This is a genomic window from Klebsiella sp. WP8-S18-ESBL-06, assembly GCF_014169755.1.
Classification (GTDB): Bacteria; Pseudomonadota; Gammaproteobacteria; order Enterobacterales; family Enterobacteriaceae; genus Kluyvera; species Kluyvera ascorbata_B.
This window is the reverse complement of sequence record NZ_AP022256.1, coordinates 1,337,610-1,353,425: the sequence shown is the minus strand read 5'-3', so window position 1 is coordinate 1,353,425 and position 15,816 is coordinate 1,337,610. Positions and strand designations below refer to the sequence as shown.

Genomic DNA, 15,816 nt, shown 5'->3' with positions numbered 1-15,816 from the left:
GTTATGAGTGAACACATTATTGCCATCATTGGCGGCGGTCAGGCGGGGGCAATGGCCGCTGCCGCGCTGCGCCAGCAAGGGTTTAACGGGCCGTTACACCTCTTTTCTGACGAGGCGCATCTGCCCTACGAGCGCCCGCCGCTGTCAAAAGCCATGCTGCTGGACGAAAATCCGCAGCTTCAGCCGGTGCTGCCCGCCAGTTGGTGGCAGGAACATAACGTGCAGCTGCATCTGGGCGTGACGCTTCGCGAGATTGATCGCGCCTCGCGTACGCTAACGCTCACCGATGGGCAAACCTACCGCTGGTCGCAGCTGCTGCTGGCTACCGGTGCAGCGGCCAGGCCTTTGCCGCTGCTGGATAAGCTGGGCGAGCGTTGCTTTACGCTGCGCCACGCTGGCGATGCCGAACGCCTGCGCGACGTCCTACAGCCGGGTAAGGCAATCGCGATCGTCGGTGCGGGCACGATTGGCCTGGAGCTGGCGGCGAGCGCCACCCAGCGCGGCTGCCAGGTGACCGTGGTCGAGATGGCGTCGTCGGTAATGGGCCGCAACGCCCCTGCTCCGGTGCGCGATTACCTGCTTGCCCGCCACCAGCAGGCGGGCGTGCGGGTGTTACTCAACAGCAGCATTGAACACGCCGAAGCGGGAGAGTTTCTCTCGCTGACGCTGCAAAACGGCGAGACGCTGCTGGCCGATGCGGTGATTTACGGTATCGGTATCGTGGCGAATGATGCGCTGGCCCGCGATGCCGGTCTGGAGGCAGCTAACGGCATTATCGTTGATACCGCCTGCTCCACCGCCGATCCGGCGATTTTCGCCGCCGGTGACGTGGCGCTAACGCGCCAGCCCGACGGTTCGCTGCGCCGCATCGAGAGCTGGGAAAATGCAAACCTTCAGGCGCAGACGGCAGCGGCAGCGATGCTCAACCTGCCTCCGCCCGCCGCCGGGCCGAGCTGGTTCTGGACCGATCAGTACAGCGATAACCTGCAGTTTATCGGCGACATGCACGGCGACAGCTGGCTGTGTCGTGGCGATCCGAATGCGCATCAAGCCATCTGGTTCCAGCTGCGCGAAGGCGTACTGGTCGGTGCCGTCGCGCTGAATAACGGGCGCGACGTACGCGTACTGCGCAAGCTTATCCAATCGGGACGATCGGTCAGTGAAACCGCGCTGTGTGATGAAAGCGTTGCATTGAAGTCGCTTTAACACGTTCAGACCTCCTTTCCCTACGGAAAGGAGGTCTATCGACGTTGTTGACTCAACCAACAGCCAAATGACTGATTTCTCGTTCCTGTGTGGCAAGTCACAAAATTATGTATTACGTTTAAAACATACATACTTACACTAAGGAACGGCCATGAACTCGCTTCGCTATCTCGACTTTGGCGCCTCACGCGATTTGCTGCTGCTAATCGCCCGTATCGCCATTGTGCTGCTGTTTATTCTCTCCGGTTACCCCAAAATGCTTCACTACGACGGCACGGTGCAGTACATGGCGTCAATCGGTACGCCGATGCCCGCGCTGGCGGCGATTATCGCGATTGTGATGGAAGTTCCGGCCGTTATTCTGATCATTCTTGGCTTTTTCACTCGTCCTTTGGCGATTATCTTTCTGTTCTATACGCTAGGGACGGCGGTGATAGGCCACCATTACTGGGATATGACCGGCGATGCGGTGATGGCGAATATGATTAACTTCTATAAGAACATCAGTATCGCGGGGGCGTTCCTGCTGCTGGCCATTGTCGGGCCGGGGAAAATTTCGCTGGATCGGCGCTAGCTTTTTTCCTGGTGGCGGCTTCGCCTTATCAGGCCTGCGCAGCATGTCGGCTCGATAAGCGTAGCGCCATCGGGCATAAAAAAAGGCCGCATTCGCGGCCTTTTTTACATCTGACGATCAGCGCTTATGCGTAAACCGGGAAGCGAGCGCAGATATCCAGCACTTTTGCTTTCACGCGTTCGATGGTGGCTTCATCATTGATGTTATCCAGCACGTCACACATCCAGCCAGCCAGCTCCTTCGCTTCCGCTTCTTTGAAGCCGCGGCGAGTGATAGCCGGAGAACCGATGCGGATACCGGAAGTCACAAACGGGCTCTTCGGATCGTTCGGCACGCTGTTTTTGTTCACGGTGATGTTAGCGCGACCCAGGGCAGCGTCAGCTTCTTTACCGGTCAGGTTTTTATCCACCAGGTCCAGCAGGAACAGGTGGTTTTCAGTCCCGCCAGACACCACTTTGTAACCGCGGTTCAGGAACACTTCCACCATCGCTTTGGCGTTTTTCGCAACCTGCTGCTGGTAGACTTTGAACTCCGGCTCCATCGCTTCTTTCAGCGCTACCGCTTTACCGGCAATCACGTGCATCAGCGGGCCGCCCTGCGCGCTTGGGAACACGGCAGAGTTCAGTTTTTTGTACAGCTCTTCATCCCCACCTTTCGCCAGGATCAGGCCGCCGCGCGGACCCGCCAGGGTTTTGTGGGTCGTGGTGGTCACAACGTGAGCATGCGGAACCGGGTTCGGGTAAACGCCTGCGGCAATCAGACCCGCAACGTGCGCCATGTCAACGAACAGGTAAGCGCCGATGCTGTCGGCGATTTCACGCATTTTTGCCCAATCGACTACGCCGGAGTAAGCAGAGAAGCCGCCGATGATCATCTTCGGTTTGTGGGTCTGCGCCAGCTTGGCCATTTCTTCGTAGTCAATTTTGCCGGACTCGTCGATACCATAAGGCACGATGTTGTACAGTTTGCCGGAGAAGTTAACCGGAGAGCCGTGAGTCAGGTGGCCGCCCTGCGCCAGGTTCATACCCAGCACGGTATCGCCCGGCTGCAGCAGCGCGGTGTAGACAGCAAAGTTAGCCTGAGAACCCGAGTGCGGCTGAACGTTAGCATAGTCGGCGCCGAACAGTTCTTTCGCGCGGTCGATAGCCAGCTGTTCAACGATATCGACGTATTCACAGCCGCCGTAGTAGCGCTTACCCGGATAACCTTCAGCATATTTGTTGGTCAGCTGAGAGCCCTGCGCCTGCATAACGCGTGGGCTGGTGTAGTTTTCGGAGGCGATCAGTTCAATGTGCTCTTCCTGACGTACTTTTTCTTGCTCCATAGCCTGCCACAGTTCGGCATCATAATCGGCAATGTTCATTTCACGCTTTAACATCCGCATCTCCTGACTCAGCTAACAATAAAATTTTGGCCTGAAAAAGGCAGTCCTGTTGGACAACGGCCCACAGTATAACTGATTAGTTCTGTGATAACAGGTCTTGACAAACGAAAATACGCAAACGTTTACCTTCAGGCTGCACAAGGGCTTGAGGAATAAAGCACTTGATAAGGTAAACGGATTTCTTTTCAGGATTGTGATGCGAATAATTCATGTTGTAACCGCGATGATGCATTGTCACAAAGAACCATTTACAAAGAAGGGTTATTTTTATAAGATGCATTTAACATGCAACAATAGATAACACGTAAGGAAAACCTGCCATGCTAGATGCTCAAACCATCGCGACCGTGAAAGCCACCATCCCGCTGCTGGTTGAAACCGGCCCGAAGCTCACCGCCCACTTTTATGACCGGATGTTTACCCATAATCCGGAGCTGAAAGAGATTTTCAATATGAGCAACCAGCGCAACGGCGATCAGCGTGAAGCGCTGTTCAACGCGATTGCCGCCTATGCCAGTAATATTGAAAATCTGCCGGCTCTGCTGCCAGCGGTGGAGAAAATTGCGCAGAAGCACACCAGCTTCCAGATTAAGCCAGAGCAGTACAACATTGTCGGTGCTCATCTGTTAGCGACGCTGGATGAGATGTTCAGCCCGGGTCAGGAAGTGCTGGACGCATGGGGTAAAGCCTACGGCGTGCTGGCCGGCGTGTTTATCCAGCGTGAAGCGGAGATCTATCAGGACAACGCCAACAAAACCGGCGGCTGGGAAGGCACTCGTGCTTTCCGCATCGTCAAAAAAATCCCGCAAAGCGCGCTGATCGCCAGCTTCGAAATGGAACCGGTAGACGGTGAGCCCGTCGCGGATTATCAGCCGGGGCAGTATCTGGCGGTCTGGCTGAAGCCGGAAGATTTTGCATTCCAGGAAATTCGTCAGTATTCACTGACGCGCAGCCCGAACGGTAAGGGTTACCGCATTGCGGTAAAACGCGAAAACGGCGGCCAGGTTTCAAACTGGCTGCATAACGCGGCAAAAGAAGGCGATGTTATCCATCTGGCTGCACCTGCCGGCGATTTCTTCCTGAATGTTTCCGCGCAGACGCCGGTTACCTTGATTTCCGGCGGCGTCGGCCAGACGCCGATGCTGGCGATGCTGGATAGTCTGGCCAAACGCCACCATCCGGCGCAGGTAAACTGGTTCCACGCGGCGGAAAACGGTGAAGTTCACGCCTTTGCGGATGAAGTGAAGGCCCACGGCGCAGCGCTGCCGCACTTCCGCTCGCATGTGTGGTATCGCACGCCAACCGACGCCGATCGCGAGGCAGGTGCCTTTGATAGCGAAGGCCTGATGACGCTGGCCCCGCTGGCAGAAAGTCTGCAGGACCCGCAGATGCAGTTCTATCTCTGTGGCCCGGTAGCCTTTATGCAACACGCCGCGAAACAGCTGGTGGCACAGGGCATCAACGCCGAACGCATTCATTACGAATGCTTCGGGCCGCACAAAGTTCTGTAATTATTTCTTTCCAGGCGGGCATGATTGCCCGCCTGCCTCTCCCTGCCAACGCTCGCTGAGGTCAAAAAAACGGGTAGTTAATTGTGTTATGATTAGGCCTCTATCCTATTTTTTATCCTTTGGCGATTCATTTATATGCAACAACCGGTCGTACGCGTTGGGGAATGGCTGATCGCACCCTCTATTAATCAAATCAGCCGCCCTGGACAACAGCTCACCCTGGAACCTCGATTAATCGATTTGCTGATGTACTTTGCCCAGCATCCGGGTGAAGTGCTGAGCCGTGATGAACTGATCGATAATATCTGGATGCGCAACATGGTGACCAGCCACGTGGTCACCCAGAGTATTTCTGAACTACGCAAGTCGCTTCGCAGCGGCGATGATGGTCACGCTGAATACATTATAACCGTCCCGAAACGCGGCTATCAGCTGACGGCAGAAGTGACCTGGCTCGATGAAACCGACACGGGTGCCGATATCCCGCCGCCGGTAACATCCCCTAACGCAACAGCAACCGTACCCACCGCGCAGCCCCTTCCCGCCCCAGAAAATACGCCCGCTGCTGTGACGCCGCCAGGAGCCCAGCGTCGCTGGTTTTCCAGCTTGTGGACCCAGTGCGCCTTTTTACTGTCGCTGGGCGTGCTGATTGCCATGGTGCTGCTGACCGTCGTTCGTCCGCATCCACAGATTACGCGCTCGCACCTGCTGCTCAACCCGCGCGATATTGATGTGCGCTTCGAGCCAGGGGTGTCATGCAATAACTGGGCATCACAGCAGGCCTACGCTATTGGGCTGGGAACGCTGATCACCACATCGCTGAACACTTACTCCACCTTTATGGTGCACGACAAAACCAACTATAACGTTAACGAGCCCAGCAGTTCGGGGAAAACGCTGACCATTAGCTTTGTGAACCAGCGCCATTACCGCGCGCAGCAGTGCTTTATGTCGGTGCTGCTGGTCGATAACGCCGACGGCTCGACCATGCTTGATAAGCGCTATTTCGTCACCGACAGCAACCTGGTCTCCATTCAACGCGATCTGTTCGATAGCCTTTCCACCGCGCTAACCCAGCCGTGGCCAGAGCAAGTACAGGAGCAACTGGCGCATCTGGATCTCACACGGCCGCTGTCGCTGGCGCAGTTTTATCAGGCGCTGCTGCTGATTTCTGACGGCGATGCGCCATCATTAACCAAAGCCAGCTCATTGCTGGATAGCATTATTAAGCAGTCACCAGATTTTGCCTACGGCTACGCGCAGAAGGCAATGGTTGATGTATTACGCCATTCTCAGCAGCCTTTTGATAGCCAACAGCTGCTGGCGCTCAGTAAAGAATTAGACAAAGTCGAAAAAATGCCGGAAATGCAAAATAGCGGCATCCTGTTCCGTATTCAGGCAATTAATGCACTGGGGACAGGGAACATCGATAGCGCCTATGAAGCGATTAATAAAAGTATCGATCTGGAAATGTCATGGCTGAACTACGTGATATTAGGAAAGGTATACGAAATGAAAGGCGAGAATCGTCTTGCAGCCGATGCTTATATTACCGCGTTTAATTTACGCCCCGGCGACAATACGCTGTACTGGATTGAAAATGGCGTATTCCAAACATCGATAGAAAAAATTGTTCCGTATCTGCAAACCTTCCTACCTAAAGAATCATAGCGAACGACATTGGGTTATTTTTACGGTTAACTAAAGCAATCAAAAATGTAATATTGATGTTGCCATAAGGTATTTATTGTTACCAGATGGCAACATCTCCCTCCAAAAATAAAATCACATACCTACTTGTAATTACTAATAATTTATCTTTTCGTGATATAAAGTTTTTATCCTGACATGTTAATGTCAAAAGCTAAAAACCTCATCTTTTTCAAGTTTGTGTTTATTTCACTTTTACTTTAGGACTTCCCTTATTCCGCTCAGTAACATGGTCGCCAGTTGGTCGGATCGCTCGCCATAGCTCACCTCGCGATCCGATCTTAAAAATACTGTTCAGGAGAAAAGAACATGAGTTCTGCCAAAAAGATCGGGCTATTCGCCTGTACCGGCGTCGTCGCCGGGAATATGATGGGGAGCGGTATTGCGTTATTACCAGCGAACCTCGCCAGCATTGGCGGTATTGCTATTTGGGGTTGGGTCATTTCTATTATCGGGGCAATGTCCCTGGCTTATGTTTATGCGCGACTGGCAACAAAAAACCCTCAACAGGGTGGGCCAATTGCCTACGCGGGTGAATTATCACCGGCATTTGGTTTCCAGACTGGTGTCCTTTATTATCACGCCAACTGGATTGGTAACCTGGCTATCGGGATTACCGCCGTCTCTTATTTATCCACGTTCTTCCCGGTATTAAACGATCCTATTCCGGCAGGCATTGCCTGTATCGCTATCGTGTGGGTCTTTACCTTTGTCAACATGCTGGGGGGAGCCTGGGTTAGCCGTTTGACCACTATTGGCCTTTTCCTGGTGCTGATCCCGGTAGTTCTGACCGCCGTGGTGGGCTGGCACTGGTTTGATATGGCCACCTACCATGCAAACTGGAACACCTCTACCAGCACCGATCCACACGCGGTGATTAAAAGTATTCTGCTGTGCCTGTGGGCGTTTGTCGGCGTGGAATCTGCCGCCGTCAGCACCGGTATGGTGAAAAACCCGAAACGTACCGTGCCGCTGGCCACTATGCTGGGAACCGCAATCGCCGGTGTTATCTATATTGCGGCAACGCAGGTTATCTCTGGTATGTACCCGGCTTCCGTCATGGCAGCGTCCGGTGCACCGTTCGCCATCAGCGCCTCCACCATTCTGGGCGGCTGGGCCGCGCCGCTGGTTTCTGCCTTCACCGCCTTTGCGTGCCTGACTTCGCTGGGCTCCTGGATGATGCTGGTTGGTCAGGCCGGGGTGCGCGCGGCCAACGATGGCAACTTCCCGAAAGTGTACGGTGAAGTTGATAGCAACGGTATTCCGAAAAAAGGTCTGCTGCTGGCCGCCGTTAAAATGACCGCGCTGATGGTTATCATCACCATCATGAACTCCAGCGGGGGTAAAGCCTCCGACCTGTTCGGTGAGCTGACCGGTATCGCCGTTCTGTTGACCATGCTGCCGTACTTCTACTCTTGCGTTGACCTGATTCGCTTCGAAGGCTTCAACATCCGTAACTCAGCAAGCCTGGTGTGCTCTGTTCTCGGCTGCGCATTCTGCTTCATCGCGCTGATGGGCGCCAACTCCTTCGAGCTGTCCGGCACCTTTATCGTCAGCCTGGTCATCCTGATGTTCTACGGCCGCAAAATGCACCAGCGTCAGCACAATGACAACGAAAACAATCCGGCTGAAGCGCACTAACCGCTAGCCCCTCCTATTTCTACAGGCCCTTCCTCCCCTGCCGCTAACGCGGTGGGAAGGGCCTCCTTTACCTGGAAACATGACTATGACTATGAATGTTATTGCTATCATGAACCACATGGGCGTCTATTTTAAAGAAGAGCCTATTCGTGAACTTCATCGCGCCCTGGAAGGCCTGAACTTCCAGATTGTCTACCCGAATGACCGTGAAGACCTGCTGAAGCTGATTGAAAATAACGCCCGCCTGTGCGGCGTGATCTTCGACTGGGATAAATACAATCTCGAACTGTGCGAAGAAATCAGCGCGATGAACGAGTACATGCCGGTATACGCTTTTGCTAATAGCTACTCCACTCTCGACGTGAGTCTGAACGATCTGCGCATGCAGGTTCGCTTCTTCGAGTATGCGCTGGGCGCCGCCGACGATATCGCCGCGAAAATCCGCCAGAACACCGATGAGTACATCGATACCATCATGCCGCCGCTGACCAAAGCGCTGTTCAAATACGTTCGCGAAGGCAAATACACCTTCTGTACGCCAGGTCATATGGGCGGTACCGCTTTCCAGAAAAGCCCGGTCGGCAGCATTTTCTACGACTTCTTTGGCCCGAACACCATGAAGTCCGATATCTCCATTTCCGTTTCCGAGCTGGGTTCACTGCTGGACCACTCCGGCCCACACAAAGAAGCGGAAGAGTATATTGCCCGCGTCTTTAATGCCGAACGCAGCTATATGGTCACCAACGGCACCTCCACGGCCAACAAAATCGTTGGTATGTACTCCGCGCCGGCGGGCAGCACCGTACTGATTGACCGTAACTGCCATAAATCGCTGACCCATCTGATGATGATGAGCGATATTACGCCGATCTACTTCCGTCCAACCCGTAACGCCTACGGCATTCTGGGCGGTATTCCGCAGAGCGAGTTCCAGCGCGCCACGATTGAAAAACGCGTAAAAGCCACGCCGAATGCCAGCTGGCCGGTGCATGCCGTTATCACCAACTCCACTTACGACGGTCTGCTCTACAACACCGATTTCATCAAGAAAACGCTGGACGTGAAGTCCATCCACTTCGACTCCGCCTGGGTGCCTTACACCAACTTCTCGCCGATTTATGAAGGGAAATGCGGGATGAGCGGCGGCCGTGTGGAAGGTAAAGTGATCTACGAAACGCAGTCTACGCACAAGCTGCTGGCGGCGTTCTCCCAGGCTTCCATGATTCATGTGAAAGGTGACGTGAACGAAGAAACCTTCAACGAAGCCTACATGATGCACACCACCACCTCTCCGCACTACGGTATCGTGGCCTCCACCGAAACCGCCGCGGCGATGATGAAAGGCAACGCCGGTAAACGCCTGATTAACGGTTCTATCGAACGTGCGATTAAGTTCCGTAAAGAGATTAAGCGTCTGAAAGGCGAGTCTGAAGGCTGGTTCTTCGATGTCTGGCAGCCGGAACATATCGATGGCCCTGAATGCTGGCCGCTGCGCTCTGACAGCGCATGGCACGGCTTCAAAAATATCGATAACGAGCACATGTACCTCGACCCGATTAAAGTCACCATTTTGACACCGGGGATGAAGAAAGACGGCACCATGGACGAGTTCGGTATCCCGGCAAGCCTGGTCGCGAAATACCTCGACGAACGCGGCATCATCGTTGAGAAAACCGGTCCGTACAACCTTCTGTTCCTGTTCAGCATCGGTATCGATAAAACCAAAGCGCTGAGTCTGCTGCGTGCGCTGACCGAGTTTAAACGCGCGTTCGACCTGAACCTACGCGTGAAAAACATCCTGCCAGCGCTGTACCGCGAAGCGCCGGAGTTTTATGAAAACATGCGTATCCAGGAGCTGGCGCAGAATATTCATAAACTGGTTGAGCATCACAACCTGCCGGACCTGATGTTCCGCGCGTTTGAAGTGCTGCCGGAAATGGAAATGACCCCATACGCCGCCTTCCAGAAAGAGCTGCACGGTGAAACCGAAGAGATCTATCTGGAAGAGATGGTGGGCCGCGTTAACGCCAACATGATCCTGCCGTATCCTCCGGGCGTACCGCTGGTGATGCCGGGTGAGAAAATCACCGAGCAGAGCCGTCCGGTGCTCGAGTTCCTGCAGATGCTGTGTGAAATCGGCGCACATTATCCGGGCTTCGAAACCGACATCCACGGCGCCTATCGCCAGGCTGACGGTCGCTATACCGTAAAAGTGCTGAAAGAAAACAACACGAAATAATAAAAGCAGTAAGGGAAGCGGCTTGCCGCTTCCCTTTTTTCACGCCGCAAGGAGTTCACATGAAAACACCCTCACAACCGCGCGCGATCTACTACATCGTGGCGATTCAAATCTGGGAATACTTCAGCTTTTACGGCATGCGTGCCCTCCTCATCCTTTATCTCACCCACCAGCTCGGCTTTAACGACAGCCACGCCATCAATCTTTTCAGCGCTTACGCCTCTTTGGTCTATGTAACCCCTATTCTGGGCGGCTGGCTCGCCGACCGCCTGCTCGGTAACCGAACGGCAGTGATTGCCGGTGCGATACTGATGACGCTCGGCCACGTGGTGCTCGGCATCGAGTCTGACGCAATCTGGAGTCTGTATCTGGCGCTGGCGATTATTATCTGCGGCTACGGCCTGTTTAAGTCCAATATCAGCTGTCTGCTCGGCGAGCTGTATGCGCCCGACGACCAGCGTCGCGACGGTGGTTTCTCGCTGCTGTACGCGGCGGGTAATATCGGCTCCATCGCCGCGCCCATCGCCTGCGGTCTGGCGGCGCAGTGGTACGGCTGGCACGTCGGTTTTGCACTGGCGGGCGTGGGCATGTTTGTTGGCCTGCTGGTCTTTTTAAGCGGTCACCGCCACTTCCGTCATACCCAAGGAGTGAACCGCCCGGCGCTGCGTGAGGTAAAGTTTGCCCTGCCAGCCTGGGGCTGGCTGCTGTTAATGCTGTGCCTTGCGCCTGTGTGCTTCACGCTGCTGCTGGAGAATGACGCGGCGGGTTATTTACTGGGCATCGTCTGCGCCGCCGCGGCGGTAATTGTCGCCCGCATCATGCTGCGCTTCCCGCAGCAGCGCCGCGCGCTGTGGCAAATCGTTTTGCTGATGCTAACCGGTACGCTGTTCTGGGTGCTGGCCCAGCAGGGTGGCAGCTCTATCAGCCTGTTTATCGATCGCTTCGTCAACCGCCGCTGGTTGAATATTGAGGTGCCTACCGCCCTCTTCCAGTCGGTTAACGCCATTGCGGTGATGTCCGCCGGTGTGGCATTGGCCTGGCTGGCTCGTCCGGAAGGCGGCATCAGTTCGACGCTGCGGGTATGGTTGAAGTTTGCCTTTGGTCTGGCATTGATGGCCGCAGGCTTTATGCTGCTGGCCCTGAACGCGCGTGGCGCACAGCTACACGGCCAGGCGTCGATGGGGATGATGATTGCCGGCCTGGCGCTGATGGGCTTTGCTGAACTGTTTATCGACCCGGTGGCGATGGCGCAAATTACCCGCCTCAATCTGCCCGGCGTCACCGGCGTGTTGACCGGCATCTACATGTTAGCTACCGGCTCGGTAGCCAACTGGCTGGCAGGCGTAGTGGCGCAGAAAACGACCGAGTCGCAGATTAGCGAAACGGCTATCGACGCCTACGGGCATTTTTTCTCGCAAATGGGGGAATGGACGCTGGGCTGCGTGGCGCTAATCGTGGTGGCGGTTGCGTTGAAACGTCTGATGCGTTCGTCCAGCATACCTTTAGCACAGACCGACGAGTGATTAAGGCAGTAGGCCGGATAAGGCATTGATGCCGCCATCCGGCAAGCTGCGCAGGTTACGCCGGATGGCGCTGCGCTTATCCGGCCTACATCCCAGGATGAGCTTTGCGGATTAGATTGCCGCGTCATCCTCTTCACCGGTACGGATACGAATAACGCGCGCTACGTCAAAGACGAAGATTTTACCGTCGCCGATTTTGCCGGTTTGCGCGGTACGGATAATGGTATCGACGCAGGTATCAACAATATCGTCAGTCACCACGATTTCAATTTTCACCTTCGGCAGAAAGTCCACCATGTACTCCGCGCCGCGGTACAGTTCGGTGTGGCCCTTCTGGCGACCAAAGCCTTTCACTTCCGTTACCGTCATACCGGTGATGCCAACTTCCGCCAGCGCTTCACGTACGTCATCCAGTTTGAAGGGTTTAATAATCGCATCAATCTTTTTCATGGTGTTCCTGTCGTTTTTATCGCGTAACCGGTTGCTCACCGTATCATAAATCACTCGTATGTACGGTGCTACTCTTTAAAGTCGTTGGCATCCAGTTCATGACGCGACAGCAGCTTGTAAAATTCGGTACGGTTGCGGCCCGCCATTCTCGCGGCGTGAGTGACGTTGCCCTTGGTGATTTGCAGCAGCTTACGCAGGTAGTTGAGTTCAAACTGATTGCGCGCCTCAACGAAGGTCGGCAACGCCGTGTTTTCACCTTCCAGCGCCTGCTCCACCAGCGCATCGCTGATGACCGGCGAAGAGGTGAGCGCCACGCACTGCTCAATCACATTGACCAGCTGGCGCACGTTGCCCGGCCAGTTGGCCGCCATCAACCGCTTCATGGCATCGGTGGAAAAGGCGCGGACAAACGGCTTATGCCGATCGGCCGCCTGGCGCAGCAGGTAGTTGGCCAGCAGCGGAATGTCCTCGGTACGCTCGGCAAGCGTCGGGAGCTTGAGATTGACCACGTTCAGGCGGTAGAACAGATCTTCGCGAAACTCGCCGCGCGCCATCGCCTTCGGCAGATCCCGGTGGGTCGCGGAGATAATCCGCACGTTAATGTCCAGATCGCGGTTGCTGCCTAACGGGCGGACTTTGCGCTCCTGCAGCACGCGCAGCAGCTTCACCTGCAGCGGTGCGGGCATATCGCCAATTTCATCCAGAAACAGCGTGCCGCCTTCGGCCGCCTGGAACAGCCCTTCGCGGTTGCTGACCGCGCCGGTAAACGCCCCGCGCGCATGGCCGAACAGTTCAGACTCCAGCAGTTGCTCCGGTAGCGCGCCGCAGTTAATTGCCACGAACGGCTTGGCTCGGCGCGGGCTGGCGTTGTGAATCGCCTGCGCCAGAATCTCTTTCCCGGTACCGCTCTGGCCGTTAATCAGCACGCTCACGTCCGACTGCGCCACCATCTGTGCCTGCTCGAGCAGACGCAGCATCAGCGGGCTGCGGGTCACAATCGCTTCTCGCCATTGCTCATCGTTCGCCGGCGACGTGCGCTCCAGCGCTTCGTCGATGGCCTTATAGAGCGCGTCTTTATCTACCGGCTTGGTTAAGAAGCTGAACACCCCCTGCTGGGTGGCAGAGACCGCGTCCGGAATCGAACCGTGGGCGGTAAGGATGATCACCGGCATCCCCGGCTGCACTTTCTGAATTTCGCTGAACAGCTGCATGCCGTCCATTTCGTCCATGCGCAGATCGCTGATCACCAGGTCGATGCGCTCTTTTGCCAGCACGCGCAGCCCCTGCTGGCCGCTTTCTGCGGTATCCACCCGATAACCTTCGCTGGTCAGACGCATGCCCAGCAGCTTCAACAGGCCGGGATCGTCGTCGACCAACAGCAGGTGCGCGGGTTTACGGTTACTCATTTTTATCCTCATCAGATGCCGCTGGGTGCGAGATATCCGCCCCCGGCTTGCGGCTGGAGAGCTGACGCTCAATATCCGTCAGATTTTGCAGTTTACGGGTAGTGAGCTCCAGTTCGGCCTGAAGCTGCTGCTGCTGCTGACGCAGCGCATCGAGCTGGCCGTCGCTGGTTTCCTGCAGTTTGCTGTAGCGCAAACGCTCTTCAGAGAGCGACAGCTGTAGCGCCTGCCCATCTCGCCATACCTGGTAAAGCGGACGAATACGCGAAGGAATTTGCGAGCTTAACGCATCGATGTCGCCCACCAGTTGGCGGCGTTCTGCCGGGGTGATTTTCGCGTTTGCCAACAGGATGCCGCGCTTGAGCGCTCCCTGCCAGCGATCGGCAGCCTGCGCGCTGGCCTCGGCGCGCGCGCGCGTCGCCGACAGACGATCGGCGCAATCCATGCCGCGCAGCCAGTAAAGCGGGTTATTTTCAGCGGTGTCGCCGTTTAGCGACCAGATATCATCGCAGTCGGTCGACTGGTAATCCGCCACCTGCTGGCGCGGCTCGCTGCCCTCGCCGCTGCCGCCGTTATGATGCGGCAGCAGCGTGGCGTTGCAGCCCGACAGCATCAGGCAGGCAACGCCAATCAGGCCGCTACGCCACCGGCGGAGCCGTCGACCGGTACGTGCTAATAGTTGGGGCATAGTCACTCGATATCGATTTATGTGGTTGTTTTTTCGAGCCCTGGTGCCGGAAGCTCAATGCGAAAACAGACGTTACCCTCACGGGAGTCGAGAAGATGCAGCTCGCCGTGCATTTTCCGCACCGAGTCGCGCGCCAGGCTTAATCCCAGGCCGCTTCCTTTCACCGCACCTTTGCGCTGATGGCTGCCCTGGAAGAAGGGCTCAAAAATCATTAATTTTTCTGCGTCCGGGATTGGCGTGCCCGTATTGATGACATCAATAGAGACACGCGAACCTTCCCGGCGGCTACGGAGATAAATGTTACCGGATTCAGTGCCATAGTGCACCGCATTCGAGTACAGATTATCCAGCGCATTCATTAATAGCGTGGGCTCTGCCAGGCAGCCTGCCGCCTGTAAATCGACCTGCGTGTGCATCATTTTAGCGCGTGCCGGCAGGCTGTGCGCGGAAACCACCATCTCCACCAGCGGCGCCAGCGCGACATACTCCATGCGAACGGCCGTCTCACTCAGCTTGCGGTTGTAGTCCAGCAGCTGTTCAATCAGCGTTTGCAGGTTGCGGCTGCTGCTATCCAGGATAGCGACCACCTCTTTTTGTTCGGCGCTGAGCGGCCCTACCACCTGGTCCGCCAGTAGCTCGGTGCCTTCACGCATGCTGGCCAGCGGTGTTTTCAGTTCGTGGGAAAGATGACGCAGAAACTGATGGCGCTGTGACTCCAGCCACGACAGGCGCTCGCTAAGCCAGATAATACGCTGGCCAACAGAACGCAGCTCACGTGGTCCACGGAACATCACCTCGCCGTCCAGCGACTGTCCCTCGCCCAGACGGTTGATCATACTCTCAATGCCCTTCACCGGGCCGATAATCATTCGGGTGAACAGCAGCACCATCGCCAGGCTCACCAGAAACAGCACCAGCGCCTGCCAGCCGAAGAACTGGCCGCGTTCAGCGATCGCCTGCTGTAGCTGCTGCCCACGGGAGAAAACCACGGTGCGGGTGGCCTGCACCAGCTCACCGTTGGCGCTGGAGAACGCTTCAAGTTTCGCCACCGCCTGCTTTTCCGGGCCGCTGTTGGTGCATTGTAGGGTTGTCAGATCGTGAAGATTTTGCCGTAGCCGCTGGTAGAGCGTGTCGTCGGGCAGCACGCCCGCGTGCGCCTCCAGCATGTCGCTATAGCGTTTACGCTGATTCTGATACACCTTCGCCAGCGTCGGATCGTCGAGCACGCAGTACTGGCGATAGCTGCGCTCCATATCCAGCGCCACGTTGGCCATCGCTTCGCTGCGGCGGGCATCAATCAGCGTCGTGCGGTTGGTTTGTTCGGCCTGCGCGCTGAGCATATTCAAGCTTTGCCAGGCCTGCCATGCCAGCACCAGCAGCGGCAGCAGAATCAGCAGGAAAGCGAGCGTCACCAGTTGGCGAAGCGAGCGTGGAGAAAGTGAGGGGCGTTTCAAAAGAGGTATCTCAGTGAATCAACTTACTGGAAT

Annotated in this window: 12 protein-coding genes; 7 read left to right on the top strand and 5 right to left on the bottom strand. The window is 55.9% G+C overall.

What is annotated here, in order from left to right:
* Window positions 1-3: 3 nt before the first annotated feature.
* Both hcaD and H7R76_RS06440 read left to right on the top strand, forming a co-directional pair.
* Window positions 4-1,206 (top strand): phenylpropionate dioxygenase ferredoxin reductase subunit, encoded by a 1,203-nt coding sequence (gene hcaD / locus H7R76_RS06445; RefSeq protein ID WP_106924073.1) that lies wholly within the window; start codon window positions 4-6, stop codon window positions 1,204-1,206.
* Window positions 1,207-1,357: 151 nt separating this feature from the next.
* Window positions 1,358-1,780 (top strand): DoxX family protein, encoded by a 423-nt coding sequence (locus H7R76_RS06440; protein ID WP_106924072.1) that lies wholly within the window; start codon window positions 1,358-1,360, stop codon window positions 1,778-1,780.
* Window positions 1,781-1,904: 124 nt separating this feature from the next.
* Here H7R76_RS06440 and glyA read toward each other — a convergent pair whose 3' ends face one another.
* Window positions 1,905-3,158 (bottom strand): serine hydroxymethyltransferase, encoded by a 1,254-nt coding sequence (gene glyA, locus H7R76_RS06435; RefSeq protein ID WP_106924071.1) that lies wholly within the window; start codon window positions 3,156-3,158, stop codon window positions 1,905-1,907.
* A gap of 326 nt (window positions 3,159-3,484) precedes the next feature.
* On the opposite strand from glyA, the gene hmpA reads away from it, so the two are divergent.
* From hmpA to dtpD, 5 genes are all read left to right on the top strand, one after another.
* Window positions 3,485-4,675, top strand: coding sequence for an NO-inducible flavohemoprotein (gene hmpA, locus H7R76_RS06430; protein WP_182930182.1), 1,191 nt, complete (start codon window positions 3,485-3,487; stop codon window positions 4,673-4,675).
* Window positions 4,676-4,810: 135 nt separating this feature from the next.
* The gene (gene cadC / locus H7R76_RS06425) at window positions 4,811-6,346 is read left to right on the top strand and encodes a lysine decarboxylation/transport transcriptional activator CadC (protein WP_182967271.1); all 1,536 of its coding nucleotides are present in this window, start codon (window positions 4,811-4,813) and stop codon (window positions 6,344-6,346) included.
* Between the two features lie 348 nt (window positions 6,347-6,694).
* Entirely contained in the window at window positions 6,695-8,026 is a 1,332-nt protein-coding gene (gene cadB / locus H7R76_RS06420; protein WP_106924068.1) for a cadaverine/lysine antiporter, read from the top strand.
* 91 nt (window positions 8,027-8,117) lie between these two features.
* Window positions 8,118-10,265 (top strand): lysine decarboxylase CadA, encoded by a 2,148-nt coding sequence (cadA, locus tag H7R76_RS06415; RefSeq protein WP_106924434.1) that lies wholly within the window; start codon window positions 8,118-8,120, stop codon window positions 10,263-10,265.
* 59 nt (window positions 10,266-10,324) lie between these two features.
* On the top strand, window positions 10,325-11,788 hold the full coding sequence (gene dtpD / locus H7R76_RS06410; RefSeq protein WP_182967269.1) for a dipeptide permease DtpD: 1,464 nt from the start codon (window positions 10,325-10,327) through the stop codon (window positions 11,786-11,788).
* Window positions 11,789-11,899: 111 nt separating this feature from the next.
* Here the strand turns inward: dtpD and glnB are convergent, their stop codons facing one another.
* The 4 genes from glnB to qseE form a co-directional block, all read right to left on the bottom strand.
* Complete coding sequence (gene glnB, locus H7R76_RS06405) at window positions 11,900-12,238, bottom strand: nitrogen regulatory protein P-II (protein ID WP_002914032.1); 339 nt, start codon at window positions 12,236-12,238, stop codon at window positions 11,900-11,902.
* Window positions 12,239-12,306: 68 nt separating this feature from the next.
* Window positions 12,307-13,644, bottom strand: a complete 1,338-nt coding sequence (gene glrR, locus H7R76_RS06400) for a two-component system response regulator GlrR (RefSeq protein WP_182930178.1) — start codon at window positions 13,642-13,644, stop codon at window positions 12,307-12,309.
* The gene (gene qseG, locus H7R76_RS06395; protein ID WP_182930177.1) at window positions 13,637-14,329 is read right to left on the bottom strand and encodes a two-component system QseEF-associated lipoprotein QseG; all 693 of its coding nucleotides are present in this window, start codon (window positions 14,327-14,329) and stop codon (window positions 13,637-13,639) included. The genes glrR and qseG overlap by 8 nt, the downstream gene beginning before the upstream one ends.
* Window positions 14,330-14,346: 17 nt before the next feature.
* Entirely contained in the window at window positions 14,347-15,783 is a 1,437-nt protein-coding gene (qseE, locus tag H7R76_RS06390; RefSeq protein ID WP_182967267.1) for a two component system sensor histidine kinase QseE/GlrK, read from the bottom strand.
* Between the last annotated feature and the right edge of the window lie 33 nt (window positions 15,784-15,816).

Coding starts and splice junctions, on each gene's coding strand:
- H7R76_RS06440 (WP_106924072.1), top strand. CDS start 1,358: ATGAACTCGCTTCGCTATCTCGACTTTGGCGCCTCACGCGATTTGCTG.
- hcaD (WP_106924073.1), top strand. CDS start 4: ATGAGTGAACACATTATTGCCATCATTGGCGGCGGTCAGGCGGGGGCA.
- cadB (WP_106924068.1), top strand. CDS start 6,695: ATGAGTTCTGCCAAAAAGATCGGGCTATTCGCCTGTACCGGCGTCGTC.
- dtpD (WP_182967269.1), top strand. CDS start 10,325: ATGAAAACACCCTCACAACCGCGCGCGATCTACTACATCGTGGCGATT.
- cadA (WP_106924434.1), top strand. CDS start 8,118: ATGAATGTTATTGCTATCATGAACCACATGGGCGTCTATTTTAAAGAA.
- hmpA (WP_182930182.1), top strand. CDS start 3,485: ATGCTAGATGCTCAAACCATCGCGACCGTGAAAGCCACCATCCCGCTG.
- qseG (WP_182930177.1), bottom strand. CDS start 14,329: ATGCCCCAACTATTAGCACGTACCGGTCGACGGCTCCGCCGGTGGCGT.
- glyA (WP_106924071.1), bottom strand. CDS start 3,158: ATGTTAAAGCGTGAAATGAACATTGCCGATTATGATGCCGAACTGTGG.
- glrR (WP_182930178.1), bottom strand. CDS start 13,644: ATGAGTAACCGTAAACCCGCGCACCTGCTGTTGGTCGACGACGATCCC.
- glnB (WP_002914032.1), bottom strand. CDS start 12,238: ATGAAAAAGATTGATGCGATTATTAAACCCTTCAAACTGGATGACGTA.
- cadC (WP_182967271.1), top strand. CDS start 4,811: ATGCAACAACCGGTCGTACGCGTTGGGGAATGGCTGATCGCACCCTCT.